The 23089-nt window shown below is 45.1% G+C and carries 22 protein-coding genes; 13 read left to right on the plus strand and 9 right to left on the minus strand.

The genetic code is table 11. From position 1 onward, the window contains the following. Positions 1–62: 62 nt before the first annotated feature. Positions 63–383, minus strand: a complete 321-nt coding sequence (locus F0265_RS11625; protein WP_171339686.1) for a hypothetical protein — start codon at positions 381–383, stop codon at positions 63–65. A gap of 236 nt (positions 384–619) precedes the next feature. Here F0265_RS11625 and F0265_RS11630 point away from each other — a divergent pair, with 236 nt between their 5' ends. Continuing rightward, entirely contained in the window at positions 620–1222 is a 603-nt protein-coding gene (locus F0265_RS11630) for a DUF1294 domain-containing protein (protein ID WP_043010528.1), read from the plus strand. 57 nt (positions 1223–1279) lie between these two features. On the opposite strand, the gene phnX is transcribed toward F0265_RS11630, so the two are convergent. From phnX to phnW, 3 genes are read right to left on the minus strand one after another with little or no spacing between them, the layout of a single operon-like run. Then, positions 1280–2101, minus strand: coding sequence for a phosphonoacetaldehyde hydrolase (phnX, locus tag F0265_RS11635; protein ID WP_171749001.1), 822 nt, complete (start codon positions 2099–2101; stop codon positions 1280–1282). Between the two features lie 16 nt (positions 2102–2117). Then, complete coding sequence (locus tag F0265_RS11640; RefSeq protein ID WP_171749002.1) at positions 2118–3500, minus strand: aspartate aminotransferase family protein; 1383 nt, start codon at positions 3498–3500, stop codon at positions 2118–2120. A 2-nt stretch (positions 3501–3502) separates the two neighbouring features. Then, the gene (gene phnW, locus F0265_RS11645; protein ID WP_171749003.1) at positions 3503–4618 is read right to left on the minus strand and encodes a 2-aminoethylphosphonate--pyruvate transaminase; all 1116 of its coding nucleotides are present in this window, start codon (positions 4616–4618) and stop codon (positions 3503–3505) included. Between the two features lie 299 nt (positions 4619–4917). On the opposite strand from phnW, the gene F0265_RS11650 reads away from it, so the two are divergent. From F0265_RS11650 to F0265_RS11680, 7 genes are all read left to right on the plus strand, one after another. Then, entirely contained in the window at positions 4918–5928 is a 1011-nt protein-coding gene (locus F0265_RS11650; RefSeq protein WP_171749004.1) for a putative 2-aminoethylphosphonate ABC transporter substrate-binding protein, read from the plus strand. 124 nt (positions 5929–6052) lie between these two features. Continuing rightward, positions 6053–6460: a GNAT family N-acetyltransferase gene (locus tag F0265_RS11655; protein ID WP_171749005.1), complete on the plus strand. Its 408-nt coding sequence runs from the start codon at positions 6053–6055 to the stop codon at positions 6458–6460. A gap of 126 nt (positions 6461–6586) precedes the next feature. Next, positions 6587–7699, plus strand: coding sequence for a putative 2-aminoethylphosphonate ABC transporter ATP-binding protein (locus F0265_RS11660; RefSeq protein ID WP_171749006.1), 1113 nt, complete (start codon positions 6587–6589; stop codon positions 7697–7699). Positions 7700–7709: 10 nt separating this feature from the next. After that, complete coding sequence (locus tag F0265_RS11665; RefSeq protein ID WP_171749007.1) at positions 7710–9437, plus strand: putative 2-aminoethylphosphonate ABC transporter permease subunit; 1728 nt, start codon at positions 7710–7712, stop codon at positions 9435–9437. Positions 9438–9446: 9 nt separating this feature from the next. Further along, positions 9447–10151, plus strand: coding sequence for a phosphonate utilization transcriptional regulator PhnR (gene phnR / locus F0265_RS11670; protein WP_045985867.1), 705 nt, complete (start codon positions 9447–9449; stop codon positions 10149–10151). Between the two features lie 60 nt (positions 10152–10211). Then, positions 10212–11114 carry a multidrug transporter gene (locus tag F0265_RS11675; RefSeq protein ID WP_171749008.1) on the plus strand — a complete coding sequence of 301 codons (903 nt, stop codon included), beginning with the start codon at positions 10212–10214 and terminating at the stop codon, positions 11112–11114. Positions 11115–11471: 357 nt separating this feature from the next. Beyond that, positions 11472–11834: a DUF3316 domain-containing protein gene (locus F0265_RS11680; RefSeq protein WP_171749009.1), complete on the plus strand. Its 363-nt coding sequence runs from the start codon at positions 11472–11474 to the stop codon at positions 11832–11834. A gap of 87 nt (positions 11835–11921) precedes the next feature. Here the strand turns inward: F0265_RS11680 and F0265_RS11685 are convergent, their stop codons facing one another. Continuing rightward, entirely contained in the window at positions 11922–13397 is a 1476-nt protein-coding gene (locus F0265_RS11685; protein WP_171749010.1) for a peptide MFS transporter, read from the minus strand. A gap of 281 nt (positions 13398–13678) precedes the next feature. Here F0265_RS11685 and F0265_RS11690 point away from each other — a divergent pair, with 281 nt between their 5' ends. From F0265_RS11690 to F0265_RS11700, 3 genes are all read left to right on the plus strand, one after another. Next, positions 13679–14803 carry a carboxypeptidase family protein gene (locus F0265_RS11690; protein ID WP_171749011.1) on the plus strand — a complete coding sequence of 375 codons (1125 nt, stop codon included), beginning with the start codon at positions 13679–13681 and terminating at the stop codon, positions 14801–14803. A 148-nt stretch (positions 14804–14951) separates the two neighbouring features. Continuing rightward, positions 14952–16355 (plus strand): FAD-dependent oxidoreductase, encoded by a 1404-nt coding sequence (locus F0265_RS11695; RefSeq protein WP_171749012.1) that lies wholly within the window; start codon positions 14952–14954, stop codon positions 16353–16355. 56 nt (positions 16356–16411) lie between these two features. Continuing rightward, a complete protein-coding gene (locus F0265_RS11700; RefSeq protein ID WP_171749013.1) occupies positions 16412–17305 on the plus strand; it encodes a LysR substrate-binding domain-containing protein in 894 nt (297 codons plus the stop codon). Here the strand turns inward: F0265_RS11700 and F0265_RS11705 are convergent. Beyond that, positions 17281–18651, minus strand: coding sequence for an L-serine ammonia-lyase (locus F0265_RS11705; protein WP_171749014.1), 1371 nt, complete (start codon positions 18649–18651; stop codon positions 17281–17283). The genes F0265_RS11700 and F0265_RS11705 overlap by 25 nt on opposite strands. 148 nt (positions 18652–18799) lie before the next feature. On the opposite strand from F0265_RS11705, the gene F0265_RS11710 reads away from it, so the two are divergent. Then, complete coding sequence (locus F0265_RS11710) at positions 18800–19651, plus strand: YdcF family protein (protein WP_171749015.1); 852 nt, start codon at positions 18800–18802, stop codon at positions 19649–19651. On the opposite strand, the gene F0265_RS11715 is transcribed toward F0265_RS11710, so the two are convergent. Beyond that, entirely contained in the window at positions 19632–20297 is a 666-nt protein-coding gene (locus tag F0265_RS11715) for a hypothetical protein (protein WP_171749016.1), read from the minus strand. The two genes, F0265_RS11710 and F0265_RS11715, sit on opposite strands and share 20 nt — an antisense overlap. 224 nt (positions 20298–20521) lie before the next feature. Further along, the gene (locus F0265_RS11720) at positions 20522–20779 is read right to left on the minus strand and encodes a DUF333 domain-containing protein (protein ID WP_045985876.1); all 258 of its coding nucleotides are present in this window, start codon (positions 20777–20779) and stop codon (positions 20522–20524) included. Positions 20780–20980: 201 nt separating this feature from the next. Between F0265_RS11720 and F0265_RS11725 the strand changes: the two genes are divergently transcribed. Continuing rightward, positions 20981–21913 carry an exopolyphosphatase gene (locus F0265_RS11725; protein ID WP_171749017.1) on the plus strand — a complete coding sequence of 311 codons (933 nt, stop codon included), beginning with the start codon at positions 20981–20983 and terminating at the stop codon, positions 21911–21913. A gap of 67 nt (positions 21914–21980) precedes the next feature. Here F0265_RS11725 and F0265_RS11730 read toward each other — a convergent pair whose 3' ends face one another. After that, on the minus strand, positions 21981–22997 hold the full coding sequence (locus F0265_RS11730; protein ID WP_171749018.1) for a GGDEF domain-containing protein: 1017 nt from the start codon (positions 22995–22997) through the stop codon (positions 21981–21983). Positions 22998–23089: the final 92 nt, after the last annotated feature.

A 23089-nucleotide genomic window follows, 5' to 3' on the forward strand; every position in this document is an offset into this window, starting at 1 on the left:
GTTCCTTTCTCCTTACAGGAGGGCACATTATGCACCCTCCTTAAGCTAGCGTTAAGTCAATCCTACTGGTACTTAGCGGCCAGATCGCTCATACGTAGAACTTGATGTTGCATGTTGACCGATTCAGAATCAATCAATGCCATTAACGGCTGACACTCTGCACAGTTTACAAACTGTTCGCCCGCCGACTTAGCGTCTTCCATTGAGTCCCAGTAAACCACATCGGTCCATGTATCGTTTTCTGCATCATGGCTTAAAGAACGATATTGGAAGCCTTTTAATGTCGCAACGAATTTTTGGCTTTGATTAGCCGCTTCGATAAAGTCTTCAGATGTTGTTCCTGCCAGTAGCGTAAAGCTAACCATTTCAATAACGTTTTCCATTGTATTACTCCTTTTCTATTAGTGTTGAGTTCGAAACTGAGTTTATGGCAGGGGAGTGTCAGAACCTGTCAGTATTGATTTTTGATCTGAATATTAAGTGGGATATGTATTATCGAGTATTTTATTAGGTGACTTGTTGATTATGCAACTAAACTAGAACTAAGAAGTAAAACGAGAATACGTTGTGTTTGGCTAAGGAATCTTAGGCAGGGAGCCTGAGAGAGTGAGGGACCATAATGGCGATTCAAGGAACCATTAGTGAGTGGCACGATACTAAGGGCTACGGGTATATTTCGGTTGATGATCAGGAAGCACAAATCAAGTTTCATCTTTGTGACCTAGAAGCATACGGTCATCCCCCAAGAATCAGTGAGCGAGTTCAGTTTCGATTGGCGAAAGATGCCCAAGGCGGTATTCGTGCTGTGAACATTGAAAGACAGGTTGTGTTTAATTTTTCTTTGTCCATTGCGATCTGGTTTTTTACCACCTTAGTAGCGAGTGTGTTTCTTCTCGATTACCCACCGCTCTCGTTTGTCCTTTACATCGCGTTAAGTACAATTGCTTATATGGTTTATGCACTGGACAAACATGCACTTCATACTGGTGGGTGGCGTGTTCCTTCGTTGACTTTTCACGTTTTGAATATTGTCGGAGGCTGGCCGGGCGCTCTGCTTGCTCAATCTGTATTGCACCATAAGTACAATGACATTGGCTTTAAGAGTTTGTTCTGGTTAACGCTGTTTGCCAACTTTGGCCTGTTTTGCTGGACACTCACCGAGGAAGGTACTGTTGTGATGGTTGAATTCCTTGCTGAAATGCAACGACTGTTGTCTTTTTAAAAACAAAAGCCAGTAGCAAAGGACTACTGGCTTTTCTGCTATGAACGATCTGCTGGGTTAAGGACGCTCACCCGCTTCCAGACGACGTTCAATATCTTTAACCACGTCAGGTAGCTCAGAGATTGTGTCAATCAAGTAATGTGGCGCGCTCTTCATCAGTTTTACTTTCGCTTTTTCTCGAGCAGCATTCAATGTTGCTTCATCAGCTTTCTGATATTCTTCATACGTTAAACCAGCTTCATTGCCAGACAGAAGCAAACCTACCGTCCACATACCTGCATTGTGTCCTTCGTCGATGCCCGGTGCCGCGTCATCCACTTTAATGCATGCCTTTACATCCGTTACGTTCAGCTCGATGACGTTTTTTAGCGCCATATAAGGTGCAGGGCGACCGCCTTGAGGGAGGTCGTCAGTAGCAACCACGTAATCAGGTTTATAACCATAGTCAGCAGCGACAGGGATTAACACATCCATGACTTCACGAGGGTAACCAGAGCAAGAACCAATCTTGATGCCTTGAGCTTTTAAATCATCGACGACTTGAATCGCGTTCAGGATGGGTTCTGCGTGGTCAGCGACTTTTGCTTTTTGCAGGGGCATAAAGGTCGCGTAAATGCGGTCAATGTCATCGCTATTCATGGAACGACCAAACTGCTCATTCCAACGCTTGTCTACAGCAGGAAGACGACCTACCGCCTGAATGTGGTCCCATTTTCCAAGGCCCATTGGCTCGCGTGCTTCTGCTAAGTTGATATCAAAGTCGAAACCTTGTTTGAACGCTTCAACAAAGATGCTGGTTGGTGCGAATGAACCAAAATCTACAATGGTGCCAGCCCAGTCAAAGATGACAGCCTGAATCGGTGAGTGAGAGTGAGTCATAATTGATATCCTGTTATCAGTAGTTGTGTTCATTACATACATTGGCAATCGCTTCTTCAAAGATAGCCAATGCTTCGGTAAGTTGTTGACGTGAAATAATTAATGGTGGGCTGAGCTGAATAACATTGCCTTGAGAAACTTTAAAGCTCAGGCCATTATTCAGACATTGATAAAGCACGGCTTCCGCTTCATCAAACGCTCTTTGTTTGGTTTGCCTGTCTGTCACGAGTTCTACGCCCCAAAGTAAACCGATGCCGCGAACGTCTCCGATTACTGGGTATTTCTCTTTCATTTCAAGCAATTTTTCACGTACAAATTCGCTATCGTCTTTTACTTTTTCCAGTAAACCTTCTTGCTCAATGGCTTCCATAGTTGCGAGTGCAGCGGCGCAACCTATTGGACTCTTCTCATGGGTGTAATGACCCATAGAAATTTGCTCTGCAGTGTTGTATTTGTCTTTGGTTACCATCGCGGCAATGGGAACTAATCCACCACCAAAACCTTTACCAATACACAATATATCAGGCTCGATGTCATAGGCTTGATACGTGAACCATTCTCCGCTGCGCCCCATGCCGTTAGGAATGTCGTCAATAATGAGCATGACATTGTGCTTATCGCATATCTCACGAATACGTTTCCAGTAGGCTTTGCTGGGGACTTGTACATCGGTATTACGCACAGCTTCGGCAATAAAAGCGCCAATGCCACCTTCTTTTTCAATCACATATTCCAAATAATCGGCATAGTGAACATCGCTACCTTCAGAAGAGACATTTTGGAAAGCACCGCGGTAGGATACAGCTGGCGGAATACGTTCTACTCCTGCCATTAAAGGGCCCATACCTTCACGGAAACAGGCTTCACCGCCGACAGAGATCGCGTCCAGAGAGGCACCGTGAAAAGAATCCCACAAAGAGACCACTTTAAAGTTGCCAGTGACATGGCGAGCTAACTTGAGTGCCATGCCTATTGCCGATGTGCCGCCCGGGGCAAACAAGACCCTGTTGAGCTCTCCACCACAGATCTGCGTGAGTTTTTCAGCACATTGAATCGCGGTATCGTTGGTGAAACGGCGAGGCGAAAATGGTAGATTCGCAATCTGTTCAGTGACTCGCTTAATCACATGTGGATGACTGTAGCCAAGCTGGTGAACGTTGTTGCCATGAAAATCCATGTACTTTTTGCCTGTGGCATCTTGAATATAGATTCCTTCGGCTGCTTCAAGTGCGTCCAGACACGGTGTAGACATGGCCTGATGCAGAAAGACGTCGCTATCGCGTTGTAGCAGTTCTTGCGTTCGTTCGTCGTTTAAGGATGCGTTCCAAGCTTGTCGAGCAGGCGTGGTATTCACGTCTCCTTCACTGCGAAAGTGGGTTAGTTTTATCGACTGAGTCATGATTAAGCTACCGTTTGCGCTTCTTTCCAGTACATGGCGTTCTTGATTGCACCGATCAAACGCTCAATATCCTGCGGGTATACTTCGCCAATATTGCCAATTCGGAAACAATCTGCGTTGGATACCTTGCCCGGATAGATGACAAACCCTTGCTCTTTGAGGCGGTCATAAAACGCCTTAAATTGGTAGTCCGGATGAGTCGGGGAGTAGAAAGAAGTAATAATTGGTGAGTGAAGGTCATCGCTTAACAATGGTTCGAAGCCTAATGAACGCATGCCTGCGACTAAGGTTGTCTGGTTAGCCTGATAACGAGTGTGACGTGCCTGAACCCCACCTTCCTGTTCAAGTTCTAATAGAGCTTGGTAGAAAGCGCGTACAGTGTGCGTTGGAGACGTGAAACGCCATTTGCCATGGTTCACTTCCATACACTTCCACTGATCATACAGATCTAGGCTCAATGAACGGGCTTGTCCTTGGCATCTTTCCAGCTCGCTTTGCTTTGCTATGACAAAACCAAACCCTGGTACACCTTGAATACATTTGTTGGCAGAGCTGATCATAAAATCGACGCCCATTTCGCCAATGTCCATCGGAATACCGCCAAAGCTAGACATCGCATCTAGGATGACAACTTTACCGTGCTGTTTTGCCAATTGAGTAATAGCCTCAATTGGATTCAGCATGCCAGTGGTTGTTTCGCAATGAACAATGGCAACGTGAGTAATACTTGGATCCGTTGCCAATGCAGTTTCCACCTCGTTCAAGTGTGGCTGTGATGTTTCGCCCGGGGAAACTACATGGCAAGGGATATTCAGGTATTGCGCGATTTGTGCAATTCGAGCGCCGTAGGCACCGTTGTCAACAACAAGGAGTTTGCCTTCTTTTGCTATCGCACTGCCAATGGTTGCTTCAACTGACGCTGTTCCACTGCCTTGCATAAGTACACTCGTATAGCCTTGGTGTTGAGTCGCCAGCTTTGTCAATTTAGTACGAATTACTTCTACGATGTCTTTGTTGTATTCATCATCCCAAGTACACCAGTCTTTTAACATAGCTTCACGGACCGTTTCTGATGTTGAGAGTGGCCCAGGAGTTAGCAGTAAGTATTCGTTTTTCATTCCAATATCCATGATTGTTTGTTTTGGTATACACCAGAATTAGAGCTCACTCTAACAGGGCAGAAAACGATGAGTAAATAGACAAAAACTCAAATTCATAAAACTTTCATATCGCGTTGTTGTGGGATTTTAACTTGGTCAAATTTTTGGATAGGTTTCTAAAAAGTGCCATTTTTTATTCATAGAATCGTCACAAAGCCATTTTAGGGTGTATATCGTCAACTGGTACAGACCAATCGATTTTTGCAAAGAGGATGCAATGTCAATCGGTCTCAAACAAATAGTCTTAATTGGAGAAAATGATGAAAAACCGTTTGATGGAAGGATCGCTGGCTGCACTTGTCTCTCTGCTAGCAACGAATGCAATGGCGTCTCAGGAAGTAACGGTTTACACCGCTTTCGAAACGGACATTCTTGCAAAGTACAAGTCTGCGTTTGAGAAAGAAAACCCAGACATCAAGATCAAGTGGGTTCGCGATTCTACGGGTATCATGACTGCAAAGTTATTGGCAGAGAAAAACAATCCACGTGCAGAAGTTGTTTGGGGTCTAGCAGGTTCTTCAATGGCGCTGTTGAAGGAGCAAGGGTTACTTAAGCCTTACACGCCAAAAGGTGCGGAGTCTCTACATGCGAATCTTAACGACCCGCAATCGAATCAAGCTTGGTTTGGTAATGACGCGTATTTCAATGCTGTTTGTTTCAATGAAGCTGTGGCGAAGCAGTTGAACCTACCTAAACCTACATCATGGGAAGACCTGACAGATCCGGTTTACAAAGGTCACATTGCGATGCCGAACCCTGCGTCTTCAGGTACAGGTTACATGCAGGTTTCTGCATGGCTACAAAACATGGGTGAAGACAAAGGTTGGAACTATATGAAGGCGCTGGATAAAAACATCGCACATTATACGCACTCAGGTTCTAAGCCATGTGTACAAGCGGGTATGGGCGAAGTAGCGATTGGTATTTCTATGGCTAGCCGTGGTGCTAAGCTGAAGACTCAGGGCGCACCTCTGGCTGTGATCACACCTAAGGGCATTGGTTGGGAGTCAGAAGCTGTAGGTCTGGTCAAAGAGTCCGAAGCGGCGAAACGTGTTGTTGATTGGTCTATTTCTAAAGCAGCGAACGAGCTGTATGTAGAAATGTACCCGGTTGTTGCGCATAAAGATGTCAAAGCAAGCGTCTCTAACTTCCCTAATGTACAAGAGAACATGGCAGAGATGGATTTTGCTCAAATGGGTAGCAAGCGCGCAGATATTCTTGCAACCTGGTCGGCGAAATTTGACGCTAAATCAGAGCCAAAATCATAAGGTCTAGATAACCTTACTGGTTTCTTACGACTGAGTATTTGAGGGAGAGCATAGGCTCTCCCTTTTGCATTTTGGCTTCATCACAGGCAAATTTGTTCAAAGGTTATTCGAGGTAGAAGAAGTCATGGACGTTATAAAAATATCAGCAGAAGATACGCTTGCTTTACGGCATCGGGTACTCTGGCCAGAAAAGAGTATCGATTTTTGCCGTGTGGAAGAAGATGACGTGGGTTTACATTTTGGTGCGTTTGCCGCTGGAGAGTTAGTCTGTGTCGCTTCTGTATTCGTCTCTGACAATGTCGCTCGATTGAGAAAGTTTGCTACCTCTCCGGAGTATCAAGGGCAGGGGATAGGTTCAAACGTACTCAAGGTTATAATTAGTGAATTGCAAAATATGGGCGTTATCGTTTTTTGGTGTGATGCTCGTGAAAGCGCATTATCGCTGTATAAAAGATTTGGTATGACAGAACAGGGTGAGCGCTTTTACAAGGGGGATATCCCATATTACAAAATGTCTGTCGCTTGGGATTAATCTGAGTCAGTCTTGGTGGTCAAATCACCCTGCCTTCATGCTTTTGTCATCTTTGGTCTATAAATTTGTAATGCGTCTGAAATAAACCAGATTTAGAGTTGGTATATACCATTTGGAGAGTGTGTCATGCCAACTAACCAACCTTATCTACAGATTGAAAACGTTGTGAAGCAATTCGGACAATTTACAGCGCTTAAGAATATCTCGCTTGCTATTGAAAAAGGCGAGTTTGTTTGTTTCCTTGGGCCATCTGGCTGCGGTAAAACGACGCTACTGAGAGCCATTGCTGGGCTCGATCTTCCAACTTCAGGTTCAATTTCACAACACGGTGAAGAGACTACTTTCCTACCACCTGAAAAGCGCGATTTTGGCATTGTATTCCAATCGTATGCTCTGTTCCCCAATCTGACTGTGCAGGAAAACATTGCTATTGGCCTGAAGAACCAAGGCATGTCGAATCAAGAAGCACTGGAGAAAGTCGATTACTGGCTGGAGATGATTGGGTTGCCGACATCTGGGCAAAAGTATCCAAATCAGTTATCTGGTGGCCAGCAGCAGCGTGTTGCACTTGCTCGCGCATTGGCGCTCTCGCCTGGTTTGTTACTGCTTGATGAGCCTTTATCTGCGCTGGACGCCAAAGTACGCGTTCACTTGCGTGATGAGATTTGTAAACTACAACGTAAGCTGGGTATTACCACCATTATGGTGACTCATGATCAGGATGAAGCGCTGTCAATGGCAGATCGCATTGTGGTGATGAATCACGGCGTAATTGAGCAAGTTGGCACGCCGCAGGAAATCTATCAACAGCCTGCTACTCGATTTGTGGCGGAATTTGTCGGCAGCATGAATTTTATTGGTGCTTCGGTGGCAACTGACAGTCAGCTACGCATTGCAGAATCCCTCATTCAAGCCCCGGTGTTGGAAAACAGAAATCTGGTCCGTGGTGATCGTTTTGACTTAGCAATCCGTCCAGAGAACATTCGCTTTTCCGAAGAAATAAAAGATGCGTTGCCAGTCCGTATTCGTACCTATGAGTTTCTAGGGTCCTTCTGCCGATATGAATGTGAGTTACAGCACGACAAGCTCGCCGCTCCTATCTTTGTTGACGTTTCCGGTGAACAAGTGCAAAACATGAAGCTGCGTGTTGGCGACATTCGCTACATTCAGTTTGCTGAGCGCGGAGCCAGAGCCTACCCAGTGTTAAGTGCAAATGGCGACAAAGCGATTGCGGCTTAGGATGAATGCAATGGACAGTAATACAATGAATAATTCGACGCTGATTGCTCTGAAGAATCACTCTACCAGCCACTTAAAACGTATCAGCCGCGATAACATCGTCTTGTTTGGCTTACTTGCGCTTCTATTTTCGTTGCTAGTGATTTTTATAGTCATGCCTCTATGGGCGATGTTAGCGAAGAGCGTGCAAGGCGCGGAAGGTGAATTTGTTGGTTTAGCCAATTTTGCCAGCTACTTTTCACAGGCGAGCCTATGGCAGTCTCTCGGTAATACATTGACAGTGGGTTTGTTGGTAACCGCTGTGGTTGGTGTATTGGCGTTTGGCTATGCTTACGCACTGACTCGCTCTTGTATGCCGATGAAGGGCTTGTTTCATGTCTTGGGCGCTGCGCCTATTCTTGCACCTTCGCTGCTACCAGCAATTAGCCTGATTTTTTTGTTTGGTAATCAGGGTATAGCGAAAGAAGTGCTGGGTGGCCATTCGGTGTATGGTTTAATTGGTATTTCGTTAGGCTTGATCTTCTGGACCTTCCCCCATGCGTTGATGATATTGACTACCTCGCTTCGCACATCTGACGCGCGTTTGTATGAAGCCGCTCGTGCGTTGAAAACATCTCCACTGAAAACGTTCTTTATGGTGACTTTGCCTGCGGCGAAGTACGGTTTGATCAGTACGTTGATCGTTGTCTTCACTCTGGTTGTGTGTGATTTTGGTGTGCCAAAAGTTATCGGTGGCAGCTACAACGTTCTTGCCACGGATATCTTCAAGCAGGTCGTAGGGCAGCAAAACTTCTCTATGGGCGCTGTGACCAGTATTCTGCTGTTGATTCCCGCGTTGTTAGCATTTGTGGCAGACCGCTGGGTGCAGAAAAAGCAAAAGAGCTTGTTTGATACGCGTTCCGTACCTTATCAACCTGAACCGAACAAAGTTCGAGATGGCGCGTGTTTCCTGTATTGTTCATTGATCTCATTAGCGGTCATTACGGTATTGGGTATGGCAGTTTATGGTTCTCTGGTGACCTTCTGGCCTTGGAATAAAGCACTAACGCTGAACAACTATAATTTTGCCGAGATGAGCACTTATGGTTGGCAACCTTACTTCAACTCATTATCGCTGGCGACATGGACTGCCATTATTGGTACCGCACTAATTTTTGTCGGAGCATACTGCATCGAGAAAGGGCGCGCTTTTGCTCCTGTAAGGCAGGCAATGCAAATGCTGAGTGTGGTACCCATGGCCGTGCCGGGCATGGTGCTAGGCTTGGGCTATATTTTCTACTTTAACGATGCCAATAACCCGCTGAGCTTCCTCTATGGCACGATGGCCTTTCTGGTAATCAATACGGTGGTTCACTATTACACCGTCGGTCATATGACAGCGGTGACGGCGCTGAAGCAGATTCCAGCAGAAATCGAGGCAACAGCGGCTTCCGTTAAGCTACCTCAATATAAGCTGTTCTTTAAAGTGACTTTGCCCGTCTGTGTCCCTGCGACATTGGATATCGCTACGTATCTGTTTATTAATGCATTAACCACCACTTCTGCGGTAGTATTCATCTATTCAACTGAAACCATTCCGGCTTCTGTTTCTGTATTGAATATGGACGATGCAGGTCAAACGGGCGCTGCAGCCGCGATGGCGGTGATGATCATGATTTCAGCAGCAGTCGCAAAGCTGGTGCACATGACGCTAGGGAAATGGTTGGAAAACAGAACACAGGCGTGGCGTAAAAGATAAGGACAACGGGTGCAGTACGTAAAAATTAAAGATTCTATTGTCGAGCAGATTGAATCAGGGTTACTTTCACCGCGGCAAAAATTGCCAGCGGAGCGTAAACTGGCAGAATCGTTTGATACCACTCGTGTGACATTACGTGAAGCCTTGTCATTGTTGGAAGCGGAAGGTCGTATCTATCGTGAAGACCGCCGTGGCTGGTTCATTTCTCCAGAGCCTTTGAAGTATGACCCTACGCAAACGCTGAACTTTACCAATATGGCGCTGGCACAAAACCGTTCTCCACAGACTGAACTGATTGCAGCGAAGGGCATTCTCGCCAATAAGCAGGCTGCTAGCCTGCTTGGGCTTCAACCATTCTCAGATGTGTATAAAGTGGATAGGGTGAGGTATCTGGAAGATCGCCCTGTGGTGTTTGTCACTAACTATATTCGTCCGGAACTGTTTCCTAATCTTTTGGACTTCGATTTATCTAAATCGCTTACCGATATCTATCGTGACCACTTCGGCATGGTGTATCAGAAAATTCGGTATCGCATCAGCACCAGTAGTTTGCTCGGAGACACCGCTCAGGCGTTAAGAGCCACCTCTGGCACTCCAGCTATGGTCGTCGAGCGTATTAACTACAACCAGCATGGTGAACTTATCGATTGTGATATCGAGTATTGGCGCCACGATGCGATCAGTATCGAATCTATCGCTGCACTAAACCACTAATCTCTTCTCTTAATTTGCTGGGCTTCCGTTTGTGGAAGCCCTTTTTTACAAGGATTTTCTATGTCTGTTTGGGCTATGTTTCTGGTTGTTATTTCTGCTTTTCTCCATGCAGGATGGAACTTGCTCAGCAAAAGCAATAAAGCTTCGGGACCTGCGTTTTTTCTCGCCAGTAGCTCAGCAGCGGCGTTGTTGCTCACTCCCTATATCATCTGGTACATCAATCAAGTTGGCGTTAGTGCGTTCCCTCAGGCTTTCTGGTGGATTCTTCTGGTTAGTGGTATTGCCCAGATGGTTTACATGTTGGGGCTCGGGTTCGCTTATAAGCAGGCGGATATTGGCGTGATTTATCCTATTGCGCGGGCACTACCTGTTTTGATGGTCGGCGCAGGTACGGTTGCTCTTGGTTACGAGTTAGCAACGCTTAGTTGGGTTGGCTTCACGCTGATCACGCTCGGTTGTCTTTTTGTTCCTTTAGAATCGTTCAGGCAGTTCAACTTGCAGGGTTACCTCAATGCAGGTGTGTTATGTGCGTTTATCGCTGCACTTGGAACCACGGGCTATTCGATTCTTGATAAAGAAGCCTTATTGATTTTGGGTATTGCCTTTCAACAAGTAGTGAGCGATAAAGCCTCTGCGGTTTTCTATCTAGGGATACAGTTTTGGTCAATTGCGTTGTGTATCGCGAGTTATTTAGTTTTTGCTAAGCGATTTGATGACTTTAAAGAAGCTTGGGCTATCAAGAAGCCTTCCGCTATCGCTGGTACAATGATGTCAACCACTTATGGGTTGGTGCTTTACGCAATGACGATGACGGAAAATGTGAGTTATGTGGTCGCGTTGCGTCAGCTTAGCATTGTGTTTGGGATGATATTTGGAATTATTTGGCTATCTGAAAAGTTTTTAGTTACCCGCCTAACAGGAACGATGTTGATCTTAGGTGGCTTAGTTTTGACCGTGCTTTGACGGGCTACAACTCATGTATTGGGTGGTTTGTTCTCAATAGTTGAGTAAATCTGTCAGCTTTTATTATGACATTTATTACTTATTTTATGAGAAATAATTATAAAGGTTAAAAAACATCAGCTTTCTTCGTTCTAGACTCGAAATAATAAGTGATTGAAGTCACATAAATTTTTATTACTAGCATATCTTAGACCACTAAATCCCTAATTTTTATACAAGAACGATATCTAGGCGATCGTCGAATTTGTTGAATAACAAGTGCAAGATTTTCTAATCCCTATCGGTCTTCTTTTACGTACCATTTAGGTATTCGAGCGAAGCACAAGGCTCGATTTTAAGGTAACTAAGGAGTCAGTTATGATTAAAGTAGTAAGTATTGCAACCATCTTAATGATCGCCTCAACTGCAGCAACCGCTGGTGGCTACCGTATGTATTCAGATACAAAAGTGGTTAACGGTGAGGCAGCAACTTCGAAAGAAGCGGCGTATGCCCAAGGCCGAGATATCATCAACAAGATTGATTCTATGTCCGCAGAAGAGCTTACAGGGCATTTAAGCATTGGTCTTTGGCAGCCAGAAGTAACACGCTCACTTGAAATCAAAGATTCAACAGTCACTTTGACAGAAAAAATGGGTGCGGATGGTCAGATTACTTATCAACCAGTTGTTCACGTTGATTACAACTACCGCTCATTTGATAGAGATGGAAATCGTTTCTAACACCTCTTTTTGAATATTTTTTGGTTTTCGCTAGCACCTAATAAAAAGCCCCGGACTTAAACCGGGGCTTTCTGTTCCTTGAGTCTATTAGCTTTCTGCTTCAACTAACTCAGGCTGTTCATCTGCACGAGCTGCATCTAGCATCTTACGAATGATGACAGAAGAAATCAGAGCAATTGCGACCATGACTACGGCGAGTACAGTCAGCAATTGGAAGTAATCGCCGTAAACGTTTTGTACGATCTCTTGCGTGATTTCCTGGCCTTTTTCGAGTGCGATTGAGGTTGAGAATACCGCGCCTACGATACCACTCAGTGCCATCGCTACTGAGAAGAGCGACACGGAGAAGCCTTCAATGTGTTTTGGAGCGACTGAAAGGATAAAGGCTACTACCAAGCTACCAACGATAACTTCGGCAAATGCTTGGAAGAAGTGAATCGCTAAGAAGACTTCAGGACGAATCACAACATCTTCACCAACGTTCATTACAGCCATTGTCAGAATGCCAAAGGCAATGGCAGTGAAGATAAATGCAAAGCCGATCTTTGTTGCAGTGGAGAAGTTAATGCCTTTTTTCTCCAGAGAAGAAAACGTCATCGCAATCACAGGGCCCGCAACAATACACCAAAGTGGGTTCATTGCCATTGATGCTTCCGGAGCGATAGGGATGATGTTGAACAGATCACCACGCATGGTGTTGATGGTCACCATGGTCATCGAGGTCATCATTTGTCCGTAGTACACGAAGAAGCAGGTCGTGAGTACAGTCATGATAAGGATTGTGCCCATTTTCAACGCGTCTGACTTACCTGACTTGATCATTAAGGTGATGAAATACAGGATAGCTGCAGCACCGATGGCGTAGACAATGTTCTGGCCAATATCCATGTTTGAGAACATGAAGAACACTAAGCCAACCATTGCTGCCGAAAGGGCAAAGAACGATAGCCAGTTTTTCATGCTCACTGAGTTCTTGTCGATATCTGCGCCAACACCAACCAACTGTTTGTTGAAGATGACCAGAGTAACAAAAGCGAAACCAGCCATTACCGCAGATAGCATAAAGCTGCCATGGAACCCGATTGCCAGAACAAACATTGGGAACAGGTACTGACCGAGAAGTGCACCGACATTGTTGACCGAGTAGTTGACGGGATAGCCGTTTTCGAAGTCTTCTTCAGTAGAAAAAGTGCGTTTGTATAGACTTGGATAAGAAGGAGACATCAAACCACGCGCGTAACTCGCCAGTGCGATACCGACAAGGCTCATTGGCACGTTCGTTGTTGATGCACCTAGCACGAGTAGCGTGTAACCAGTTGCAAAAGTGCCGTAAGCAATGGTAAGTGAACGGTAGGCTCCAAGGAATTTATCTGCTATAAAGCCACCCGCGATAGCGAACAGTGGACCGATAGAAGAGAAAGCTCCGACAACCATCATGGTGTCCGCTTCACTATACCCCAGATCTTCTAAGAAGAAGCGGGTCAGGATAACCATCACACCGTAGAATGATAAGCCAAACATCGCTTGGCAGAACATCATTGATTTGTTGAGTTTATTCCACATAATAGTCTCATATAGTTGGTATAACACAGAATTAACATCTGATAATAATATCATCTGTGGCATGTTATAAATTGAAACAATTATCGCAGAAAACGCATTCGATGCACGAGTTTTTCTAAATCTCGCATAACTTTTTATAATGAAGTTGATCCAAAACGTTTGCGTTGGATAAATATCACTTGCAAACCTTTTGTCAGGAGTCTGCATTTTCATTTTGGTGCACTAACCTTTGTGTTAGCCTGTCTGGCAATCTCGCTCTTATTGATAAGGAAAGTAATTCAATGAAGATCTTCAGCAATTTCGAAAGTGGCAGTATTGAAGTCGTCAATGCAGATGACAAAGATGCAATTCAACTTAAGATTCCTAATGACAACCAATCTGAATTTTATCAGTGGTTCCACTTTCGACTGGAGACAGAAGCCGAGCAGTCACATTCTATTCAGATAGTTGACCTGAAAAACTCTGCGTACCCAGAGGGTTGGAAGGATTATGACGTGGTGGCCTCTTATGACCGAGAAGAGTGGTTCCGAATTCCTGCCGAATTTGACGGAGATACGCTCAGTTTTACCGTCATTCCAGAACATGGCTCAGTTTACTTTGCCTATTTCGCGCCTTATAGCTATGACCGACACCAAGATCTGTTGCATGCAGCGCAAAGCGCTCATCACTGCAAACTGGAAACTCTAGGGCATACCCTTGATGGTAATGACATGAGCCTACTGACGTTTGGTGAACCGGAAGAAGGTAAGAAGAAAATCTGGGTTATCGCCAGGCAGCACCCAGGTGAAACCATGGCCGAATGGTTTATGGAAGGGATGATTCAGCGCCTGATTGATGATGAAGACACAGGTGCACGTGCGTTACTGGATAAAGCGGTACTTTATGTTGTGCCAAACATGAACCCTGATGGCAGTATCCGTGGCCATCTACGTTGCAACGCGATTGGTGTAAACCTTAACCGTGAATGGCAATCTCCAAGTATGGAGAAAAGCCCAGAAGTCTTTTTGGTAAGAGAGAAGATGCTTGAAACTGGTGTGGACATGTTCCTTGATATTCACGGCGATGAAGCGATTCCTTACAACTTTGTTGCGGGTTCTGAAGGCATTCCTTCTTATGATGAGCGACTGGCTTCACTTGAGACTGCATTTAAACAGGCACTACACACCGTGACACCTGAATTCCAAGATGAGTTTGGCTACGACAAAGATGAGCCGGGTAAAGCTAACCTAACGGTAGGCTCAAATTGGGTAGCGGAAGAATTCAAGTGCTTGTCTTACACCATTGAAATGCCGTTTAAAGACAACAACGATTACCCTGATCCTCTTTATGGTTGGTCTCCAGAGCGAAGTCTTCAGTTTGGTGCAGATACCTTGTCTGCAACGTTAGCGGTTTCTGACAAAATCTAGTTAGAAATCATTTGATGTAAAAAGCGCAGCCAGTCTGCGCTTTTTTGTTCGCGTTAGTAATACTATCGCTGAGCGAAAGATATCCTCGCTGGGCGATTGACACCGATATGCGTACCTTTTGAGTATCGATAACATAAGGTATTCAGCTATGTCACAGCATCCCTCATTTTGGTTCAAACAGGCTCTAGAGCGAGAGCATCCCCTTGATACGCAATCCTTGTCACAGGATATTACGGTTGATGTGGCTATTGTTGGCGGCGGTTATACCGGTTTATGGACTGCCATCATGCTCAAAGAACAACAACCTGAACTTGAGATCACAGTGATTGATAAAGGGCTGTGTGGCAGCGGGGCATCTGGTGCGAATGGTGGCTGTATGCTGACTTGGTCTACCAAGTACCCAACGATGAAACGTTTATTTGGTGAGGATGAAGCGAAAAGACTCGTTAAAGAATCTGAAGCTGCGGTATACGAAATCGAGCAATTTTGCCAACAACATGGGATCGACGCAGAGCTGCGTCGACAGGGCACTTACTACACGGCAACCAACACCGCTCAGCGGGGCGCGATGCAGCCAGTGGTCGATGAACTTAGGCGACTAAATATCAGCAGTTGGCAAAAATGCAATGATGGCGATATCGCTCGGTTAGCGGGTTCTGCGCAGCATATTGAAGGGTACTATTCGCCTGCAGCAGGGAGTGTTCAGCCAGCATTATTGGTGCGTGGCCTTCGCCGAGTCGCAATCAAGAAAGGCATCAAAGTGTTTGAGAATACGCCAATGACGCAGCTTAACTTTGGCGATCCTGCAACCGTTATAACCCCAAATGGCAAAATCACAGCGGCTAAAGTGGTACTCGGTTTAAACGCTTGGATGGTTGAACACTTTAAACAGTTTAAGCGCAGCATTGTGGTGGTATCTTCCGATATGGTCATTACTGAACCGCTTGAAAATACTCTTGAAAAAAGTGAGTTTGACCGAGGTGCAGCGATAGTAGACTCTCGTATCTTTGTTCACTATTACCGAGATACTAAAGACGGACGGCTTATGCTAGGTAAGGGTGGTAATCGATTTTCGTTTGGTAATCGGGTTGAGAACATGTTCAACCAACCCACCCGATATTTCTCCATTTTGGATAAGTCGTTCAAGAAGTTATTTCCCCACTTTAAGGAGGCCAAATTTGCCTACAACTGGACAGGTGGATCTGACCGCTCGGTAACGGGATTGCCTTTCTTTGGTCGTCTTCAGGGGCAGAAAAACATCTTTTATGGTTTCGGTTATTCAGGTAGTGGCGTAGTGCAGACCCGCATGGGCGGAAAGATATTGTCTTCTCTTGTGCTTGGGGAAAATAATGATTGGACTCGAAGTGGGTTAGCACAAGGGCCGCTAGGGTGTTTTCCCCCAGAGCCGATAAGGTGGCTAGGCGCCATGACGGTGAGAAATGCGGTACGAAGAAAAGAAGAAGCAGAAGATAATGAACAAACGCCAATGATTTGGGATAAGTGGTTGGCGAAACTTGCAGGTGCTGCAGGCAAAGCAGATAAGGTTGAGTAATACATCTGTCATAAAGCCTTGGCATGCTGAGTGTTTGTTAGAACATCTGCCTAACTATGCGTTTTATCCCTCCTCTTAATGCTTTAAAAGCTTTCGAATCTGCAGCTCGGTTACAGAGCCTAACCAGAGCTGCGGAAGAACTTAATGTGACTCGGGCTGCCGTAAGTCAGCAAGTTAAACAACTGGAAACTTATCTTGATGCGACCTTGTTTGAACGTAAAGGCGCCAAGCTACTGCTAACGCAAGATGCTCAATACTACTTACCGCTACTGACGCAAATGTTTGAATCGCTGTCGGTCGGGACAGAGCAACTGTTTCAACGCAAACAACGTCAAATGCTGAAGATAAGTATTGCGCAAAGCTTCTGTTTTCAATGGTTAATTCCACGTCTCGAAGACTTTCGGCGCGAATATCCCAATGTGGAGCTCAAGGTATTCACCACATCTAATGCTTATCCGAATGGGAGCAAAGTAGCGGACATTGAAATCATTAATGGACCTTTACCTCAAGATGAAGTGAAGGCCAAGGTTCTTACGGAAGAAAGCTGGGTGTTGGTTGCGGCTCCACGACTCGTAAAACCAAGGCCGTTGAACACGCTGGAAGAACTTGCCGGGTGTGAAAAAATTGCCACAACGGGTTACAAAGAAGACTGGCAATTCTGGTTCGATTACCACCAGTATATGGGAGCTGTGAAAGAGCCGTCACTGCAGTTTGATCACTCCCTTCTTTCTATTGAAGCAGCTGTTGCGGGGTTGGGTGTGTTGTTAGTGAAAGAGTTGTTGGTCGAAGAGCAGCTTATTCAGGGCAGTCTAATGAAAGTAGGTGATAAAAAAGTGCCCAGTCGAGATGGGCACTATTTATTGCAGCGTGATGTCCACAATCCACTGGCTACTCAATTCTCCGAGTGGATCACCAAGAGCCTTGATTACTCACACGGTGGGGCCATATGAATAACCGCTAATCCGCCAAGTGACGTTTCGCGATATTTCTTGTTCATATCCTTACCCGTCTGATACATAGTAGCGATGACTTTATCCAGAGAGATTAAGCACTTGCTGGTTCGCTTGAGCGCCATGCGCGACGCATTAATCGCTTTCATTGCCCCCATCGCATTACGCTCGATACACGGAACTTGCACTAGGCCACCAATTGGGTCACACGTCATACCCAATGAATGCTCCATAGCAATCTCTGCTGCAATACAGATCTGTTCATTGCTACCGCCTCTAAGTGCTGTCAAACCTGCCGCCGCCATAGAAGATGAAACACCAACTTCACCCTGGCAGCCAACTTCAGCACCAGAAATGGACGCATTGGTTTTATAAAGAATACCAATCGCTCCAGCGACCGCGAGGAAATCTTTAATCTGCTTAAGGTCGAGCTCTTTGATAAACCGATGGTAATACATCAATACTGCTGGAATAACGCCTGCGGCACCGTTGGTAGGCGAGGTGACGACCTGACCACCTGCAGCGTTTTCTTCACTGACAGCAAAGGCAAACAAGTTAATCCAATCCATGATTTCCATTGGATCGTTTTCGATTGCTTCGTTGGCTTCCAGTTTTTTGAGCAAGTTAGGCGCACGTCGGGTAACATTTAGGCCACCTTCTAGAATCCCTTCCGTTTCAAAGCCGCGTTGCATGCAGAGGGACATGACTTTCCATATCTGTTCTGCTTTGCGGTCGATTTCATCGGCGTCGAAAAAGCACACTTCGTTTTGCAGAATCATACCGCCAAGGCTGAATCCATTTTCCTCTGCCATGTTGAGCATTTCGTCTGCAGAGGTAAATGGATAGGGCACGTCGACCGATTGCTCACTGCCACCATTCTCCAGCTCTGCCGCTGTGGCAATGAAGCCGCCGCCGATAGAGTAGTAGGTTTCAAATGCGAGCTGCGTCCCAAACGAATCATAAGCCGTTATCGTCATGCCGTTTTCATGTAACGGCAGGTTGTCGCTATGGAATACAATGTCGCTCTCATAGCCGAATGCAATGGTATGTGCGTCAGCTAATAGCAGCGTACCTTCGTCCAGCGTCTGTTGGAGTGACTGCTTAGCACTGGTGATCTTGATGGTGTCTGGCCTATTACCCATAAGCCCGAGAATCACCGCTCGATCCGTATGGTGACCTATCCCTGTCAAAGACAGAGAACCATACAGATCAACCTGTACTCTATGCACTTTCGACAGAGATTCGTTGAGCAGGCGCGTAAAGTGGTAACCGGCCAGCATAGGCCCGTTGGTGTGGGAACTGGATGGTCCAACTCCGACTTTAAAAATATCGAAAATCGACAGCATAAACTAACTTCCTGTTGATATGGCCTGTTGATCAGACTCTATTTAAATATAGTTAACAAAATATTAACCTTGCTAACGCTATCTTCAAAGAAGATGTTTGTACAGTACTTCAGCAAGTTAGTATTAATAATTGAGAAGTGAGTAAATAATGAACATTCGTAATGTGGTTATTGTTCTTGGCAAGCGACTTGTTGGCAATGCTCTGACCGCAGAAGGGAAGTCGCGTGTTGAAGCTTTGCCAAAATTACTCAGTTCTTGTGATCTGAATGAAACAGCGTTGTTGTTTTGTGGTGGTGTGACGCCAGGTCAAACCATATCAGAAGCGATGGCAATGAGGGATTACTTCAAGCAATTACCGTCGGCGCAGATGTGCCATGACTTGAACATTATTCTAGAAAGCGATTCTCAGAATACGGTACAAAACATCCACAATGCTGCTTTGAAGTTAAAGCAACTCGGCTTAGAAGATCAACGTGTTGATGTGACACTCGTGTCCAATGATTACCATCTCAAGCGTATTTTTGAAATCCAGTCATTGATGGATGAACAGGGCTTGTTGCGTACCCTTAAACAGCACTGTGCAAATTCTGGATTAAATCTGCATATTGACCAAGACATAGATCAGCATTGCAGTGTTATGTATCCGCATCAAGGTTTGTATGCTCAAGCGTTTTTATTGGTAGATGAGTTGACGACGTATCGAGTTTATTTAGAAGGGGTGGTGAACAGAGCGTTTGACAGGCCGTTAGATGATGTCAGGTGTTTGCCCGAAACGCTGGCTCTGCGTGCTTTGTCATTATTGGAAGTGTTAAATCTGCCGGTGGAAATACAGGATAAGTTACAGTCCATGAAAGAGGTTGTTCTTACAACAACCTCAAAAGTCGACTGTCATGCAATAGAATCGCAGTTGACGTATTTCCACCAAACGTTGACATGGCTAAACAGGCAGCTTGATCCAGAAAACCAGCCAAACTTTAGCGTTAACGAACTCTCAAGCTAATGCGAGTTTTCACAGCGGCGAGCGCAATGAGGCAGTAGCATAGCAGCTCCATGCTTTCCTCGGATACGTTCTTAACTTCTCGAATGTAATGTTCGCCCATGACTGAGTGCCAGAAATGTCCCATGCCGTACAGACGAGAAAAGACGATCAGTAAAACGACGCCGCCAATCAATATATTCATGTGACGAGCGTTTAAAATCGTAGCCATTTCGTTGACAGTGTTCTTACCGCCTCGATAAGCATAAATACACGCAACGGCAGTGACGGCTAATGCTGGAAGCACCCAAGCACCGTGGAAAATCATATCAAACCAGACATCCATTTCACGTATCGTTAATACAGTGAAAAAGCCACTAATTAAGGCCGCAGCATGGGTGATGTCTTTTCGCTCTCGCATCAAGCTGTAAAAGGCCCAGACTGAAATCACCAACATCATCAGCTGTAATGACTCTGTAATGGACGCTTCACCAAATCCGGCGTTTAGGTAGCTGAAATCAGCGCGAATCGATAAGTTAACCAAAATGCTGATTGCTACGATAATGAGCGCATTGAGTGCTGATTTATAAATAATTTTTTTGGATTGAAGCGAAATTGATTCGGAGGTAGTTGCTTGTTCCTCGTGCAGTGAGGGAGTTTTGTGCTTCATAATGACATCCAGTGTAGAACGGTATAAATGTGATGTGCGACACATTCTATTCCTCACTTTCACTGTTTTGTCAGGAAAATGTCATAAATAAAACACTGTTCATTAGTTGCATATTGTTACAGATTGAATCGATTGGTAAAGGAATTATTGGCTGAATTGTCCCGAGACCACTCGAATTAGAAGCTTCAAGTGGCTGGGGTGATTAATCGAGGTAGGTATATGTATTAGCTATCTGAAGATTTTTGGTGTTGGCGATAGTATTCCCACTGTTCGATTCGGTTGTCCGAAGAAAGGACACAGTAGGTAACACGTTTTTCATTTTCGCTCACGGTTTCTAGTTTCCCGCCTTGCTGCGCACAGTAGACGGAAGCCGGATTGGCAATAGAGGTGTAGCCTTTCACTTCATATTCATCAGGTTCACTAGCGCAGCCAGCGAGTGCTATTGCTGCTGCCGAGGTCAAAACCCAAGTCGCTTTTTTCATTCTGTTCTCCAATCGAATCAATCAGTCGCATATCGAGTATAGAAGAGTAGATAAAAAACATTGCCTTAAGTTTGTTAAAAGATCGAAGGTGTCTAAAATTAAAAATGTACTCATAGTACTTATCTATGAAATAAGTGTTGAAGCAAAAGTACCAGTTATTCGAAATGTGTGCATTGAGCTGTTAAAGATAAGGATATAAAGATGTCGGAACAGAAGCATCGTTTAGTGACACGGAGTGATTTTGACGGACTAGTATGTGCCGTTCTTTTGAAGCAACTTGAACTTATCGATGACATAAAGTTTGTTCATCCAAAAGACATGCAAGATGGCATCATAGAGATAACGCCGCAAGATATTGTCACCAACCTCCCATACGTCGCACAAGCTCATCTTGTGTTTGACCACCATTTATCTGAAATGATTCGAAACCCGGGTGAGAGACCTAATCATATTATTGACCCGAATGCGCCTTCAGCCGCGCGTGTGGTTTGGGAGCATTATGGGGGAGAACAAACCTTCCCGACGGATTGGCTCGGTATGATGGAAGCGGTTGATAAAGGAGATTCAGCTCAGTTTTCGCGAGATGAAGTGTTGGATTCCACAGGCTGGAACCTGCTTAACTTTCTTATGGACGCCAGAACAGGGTTGGGGCGCTTCAAAAACTTTAGGATCTCCAACTACAACCTGATGATGGACCTGATTGAGTACTGCACATCGCACTCCATTGAAGAGATATTGGATCACCCTGATGTCCGGGAACGTATTGACCTTTACAAAGAGCATGAGAATTTGTTCAAAGAGCAGATTCAACGCTGTGCGACTGTCTACGACAATCTGGTGTTTCTTGATCTTACTGGTGAGGATGTCATCTTTGCCGGTAACCGATTTATGATTTACGCCTTATACCCTCAATGCAATATTTCGATTCATAAGATGTGGGGATTTCAGAAGCAGAACACTGTGTTTGCGACAGGTAAATCGATATTCGATCGAAGCTCCAAGACTAATGTGGGTGAATTGATGCTGAAATACGGTGGGGGCGGTCATAAAGCCGCGGGTACTTGTCAGATTGAGAACGAAAACGCGGAAAGCGTGGAACGAGAACTCATTGAGGCCATTACTTCGGATGGCTGACACGCAACAAAGGATAAAAAAGAGCCCCTAATTGTTAGGGGCTCTTTTTTGATTAAAGTGTTTTTGATTAAAGTGGCATTACTCGGTTTCGCCCGAGCTGTTTCGCTTCATAGAGAAGTTTATCCGCTCGTTCAATGATTGAGTGAGGCATTTCGCCCGCTTGCAATTCGGCTACACCAAATGAAGCAGTAATGTTACCCACTTGCTTGCCGGAGCGTCTGTCTTTAATCGACAGTTTTTCCACTGAACGACGTAGACTCTCAGCAAATTGACGGGCGATCCTCAATTGCTTGTTGGGCATAATTAAGGCGAACTCTTCACCGCCGAAGCGGTAGGCATGGATACCATCACGGCTGCTAATCTGAAGCCGTTTGGCGATGCCTTTAATCACTGCATCCCCAAATAGATGGCCATAAGTGTCGTTGTAGCTCTTAAAGTGATCGATATCGGCTAGAATCAGACAAATTTTCTGTTCTGAGCGGCACAGCGTGTCCAAATCATTATCGAATGAACGACGGTTATACAAGCTAGTTAGTCCATCAAACAAGGCGTCTTGTTGGACTTCAGCAAGTTGCGTTTTGAGTCGCTGAATTTCTTCGGTTGCTGTTTCGAGCTGGTTATTCAAAAAATTGGTTGAGTGTCGGATCTCTTTAGATTCGGCCACTAACTGACGAATGACTTTCATCACTTCGTCGATAGACATGGCTTCATCGTCAACTTTTTCAAGGTTTTCAAAACTTTTGTCTATTACCTTAGAAAAGTGCGATGTATCGGCCAATGTATCTGTCATTGAAGAGGCTACTTGCCCAACTAACACTTCAATGTTAGCCCGCAGATCTTTGATGTCAGTCTCTGCTCTGGCAGCGACATAATTGTTATAGAGTTGCTCACCTGCTGCTGGTGGGCATATGCCGTAATTCTCCAGAATGGTCTCGAGCTCACGGTTCATTTGAGGAATGGCATTCTCCACGTAGGTATACCACAACGCATAATTGGCTGGCGTTGCCGCTACGTGGTTTTGCATCATGAGGGGGACAGCTTTTTTTAAGTTAGCGGTCGATTTTTTAAAATCGTCTTCTGTCATCTGATTATAAGAATTCTACGTTAACTACCGATTAACTTAAGATTAGCGGATTTACTCCTGAGATGCTTGAGTTAATGTCAATAAAATTAGAA

Source organism: Vibrio sp. RE88 (assembly GCF_013113835.1).
GTDB lineage: Bacteria > Pseudomonadota > Gammaproteobacteria > Enterobacterales > Vibrionaceae > Vibrio.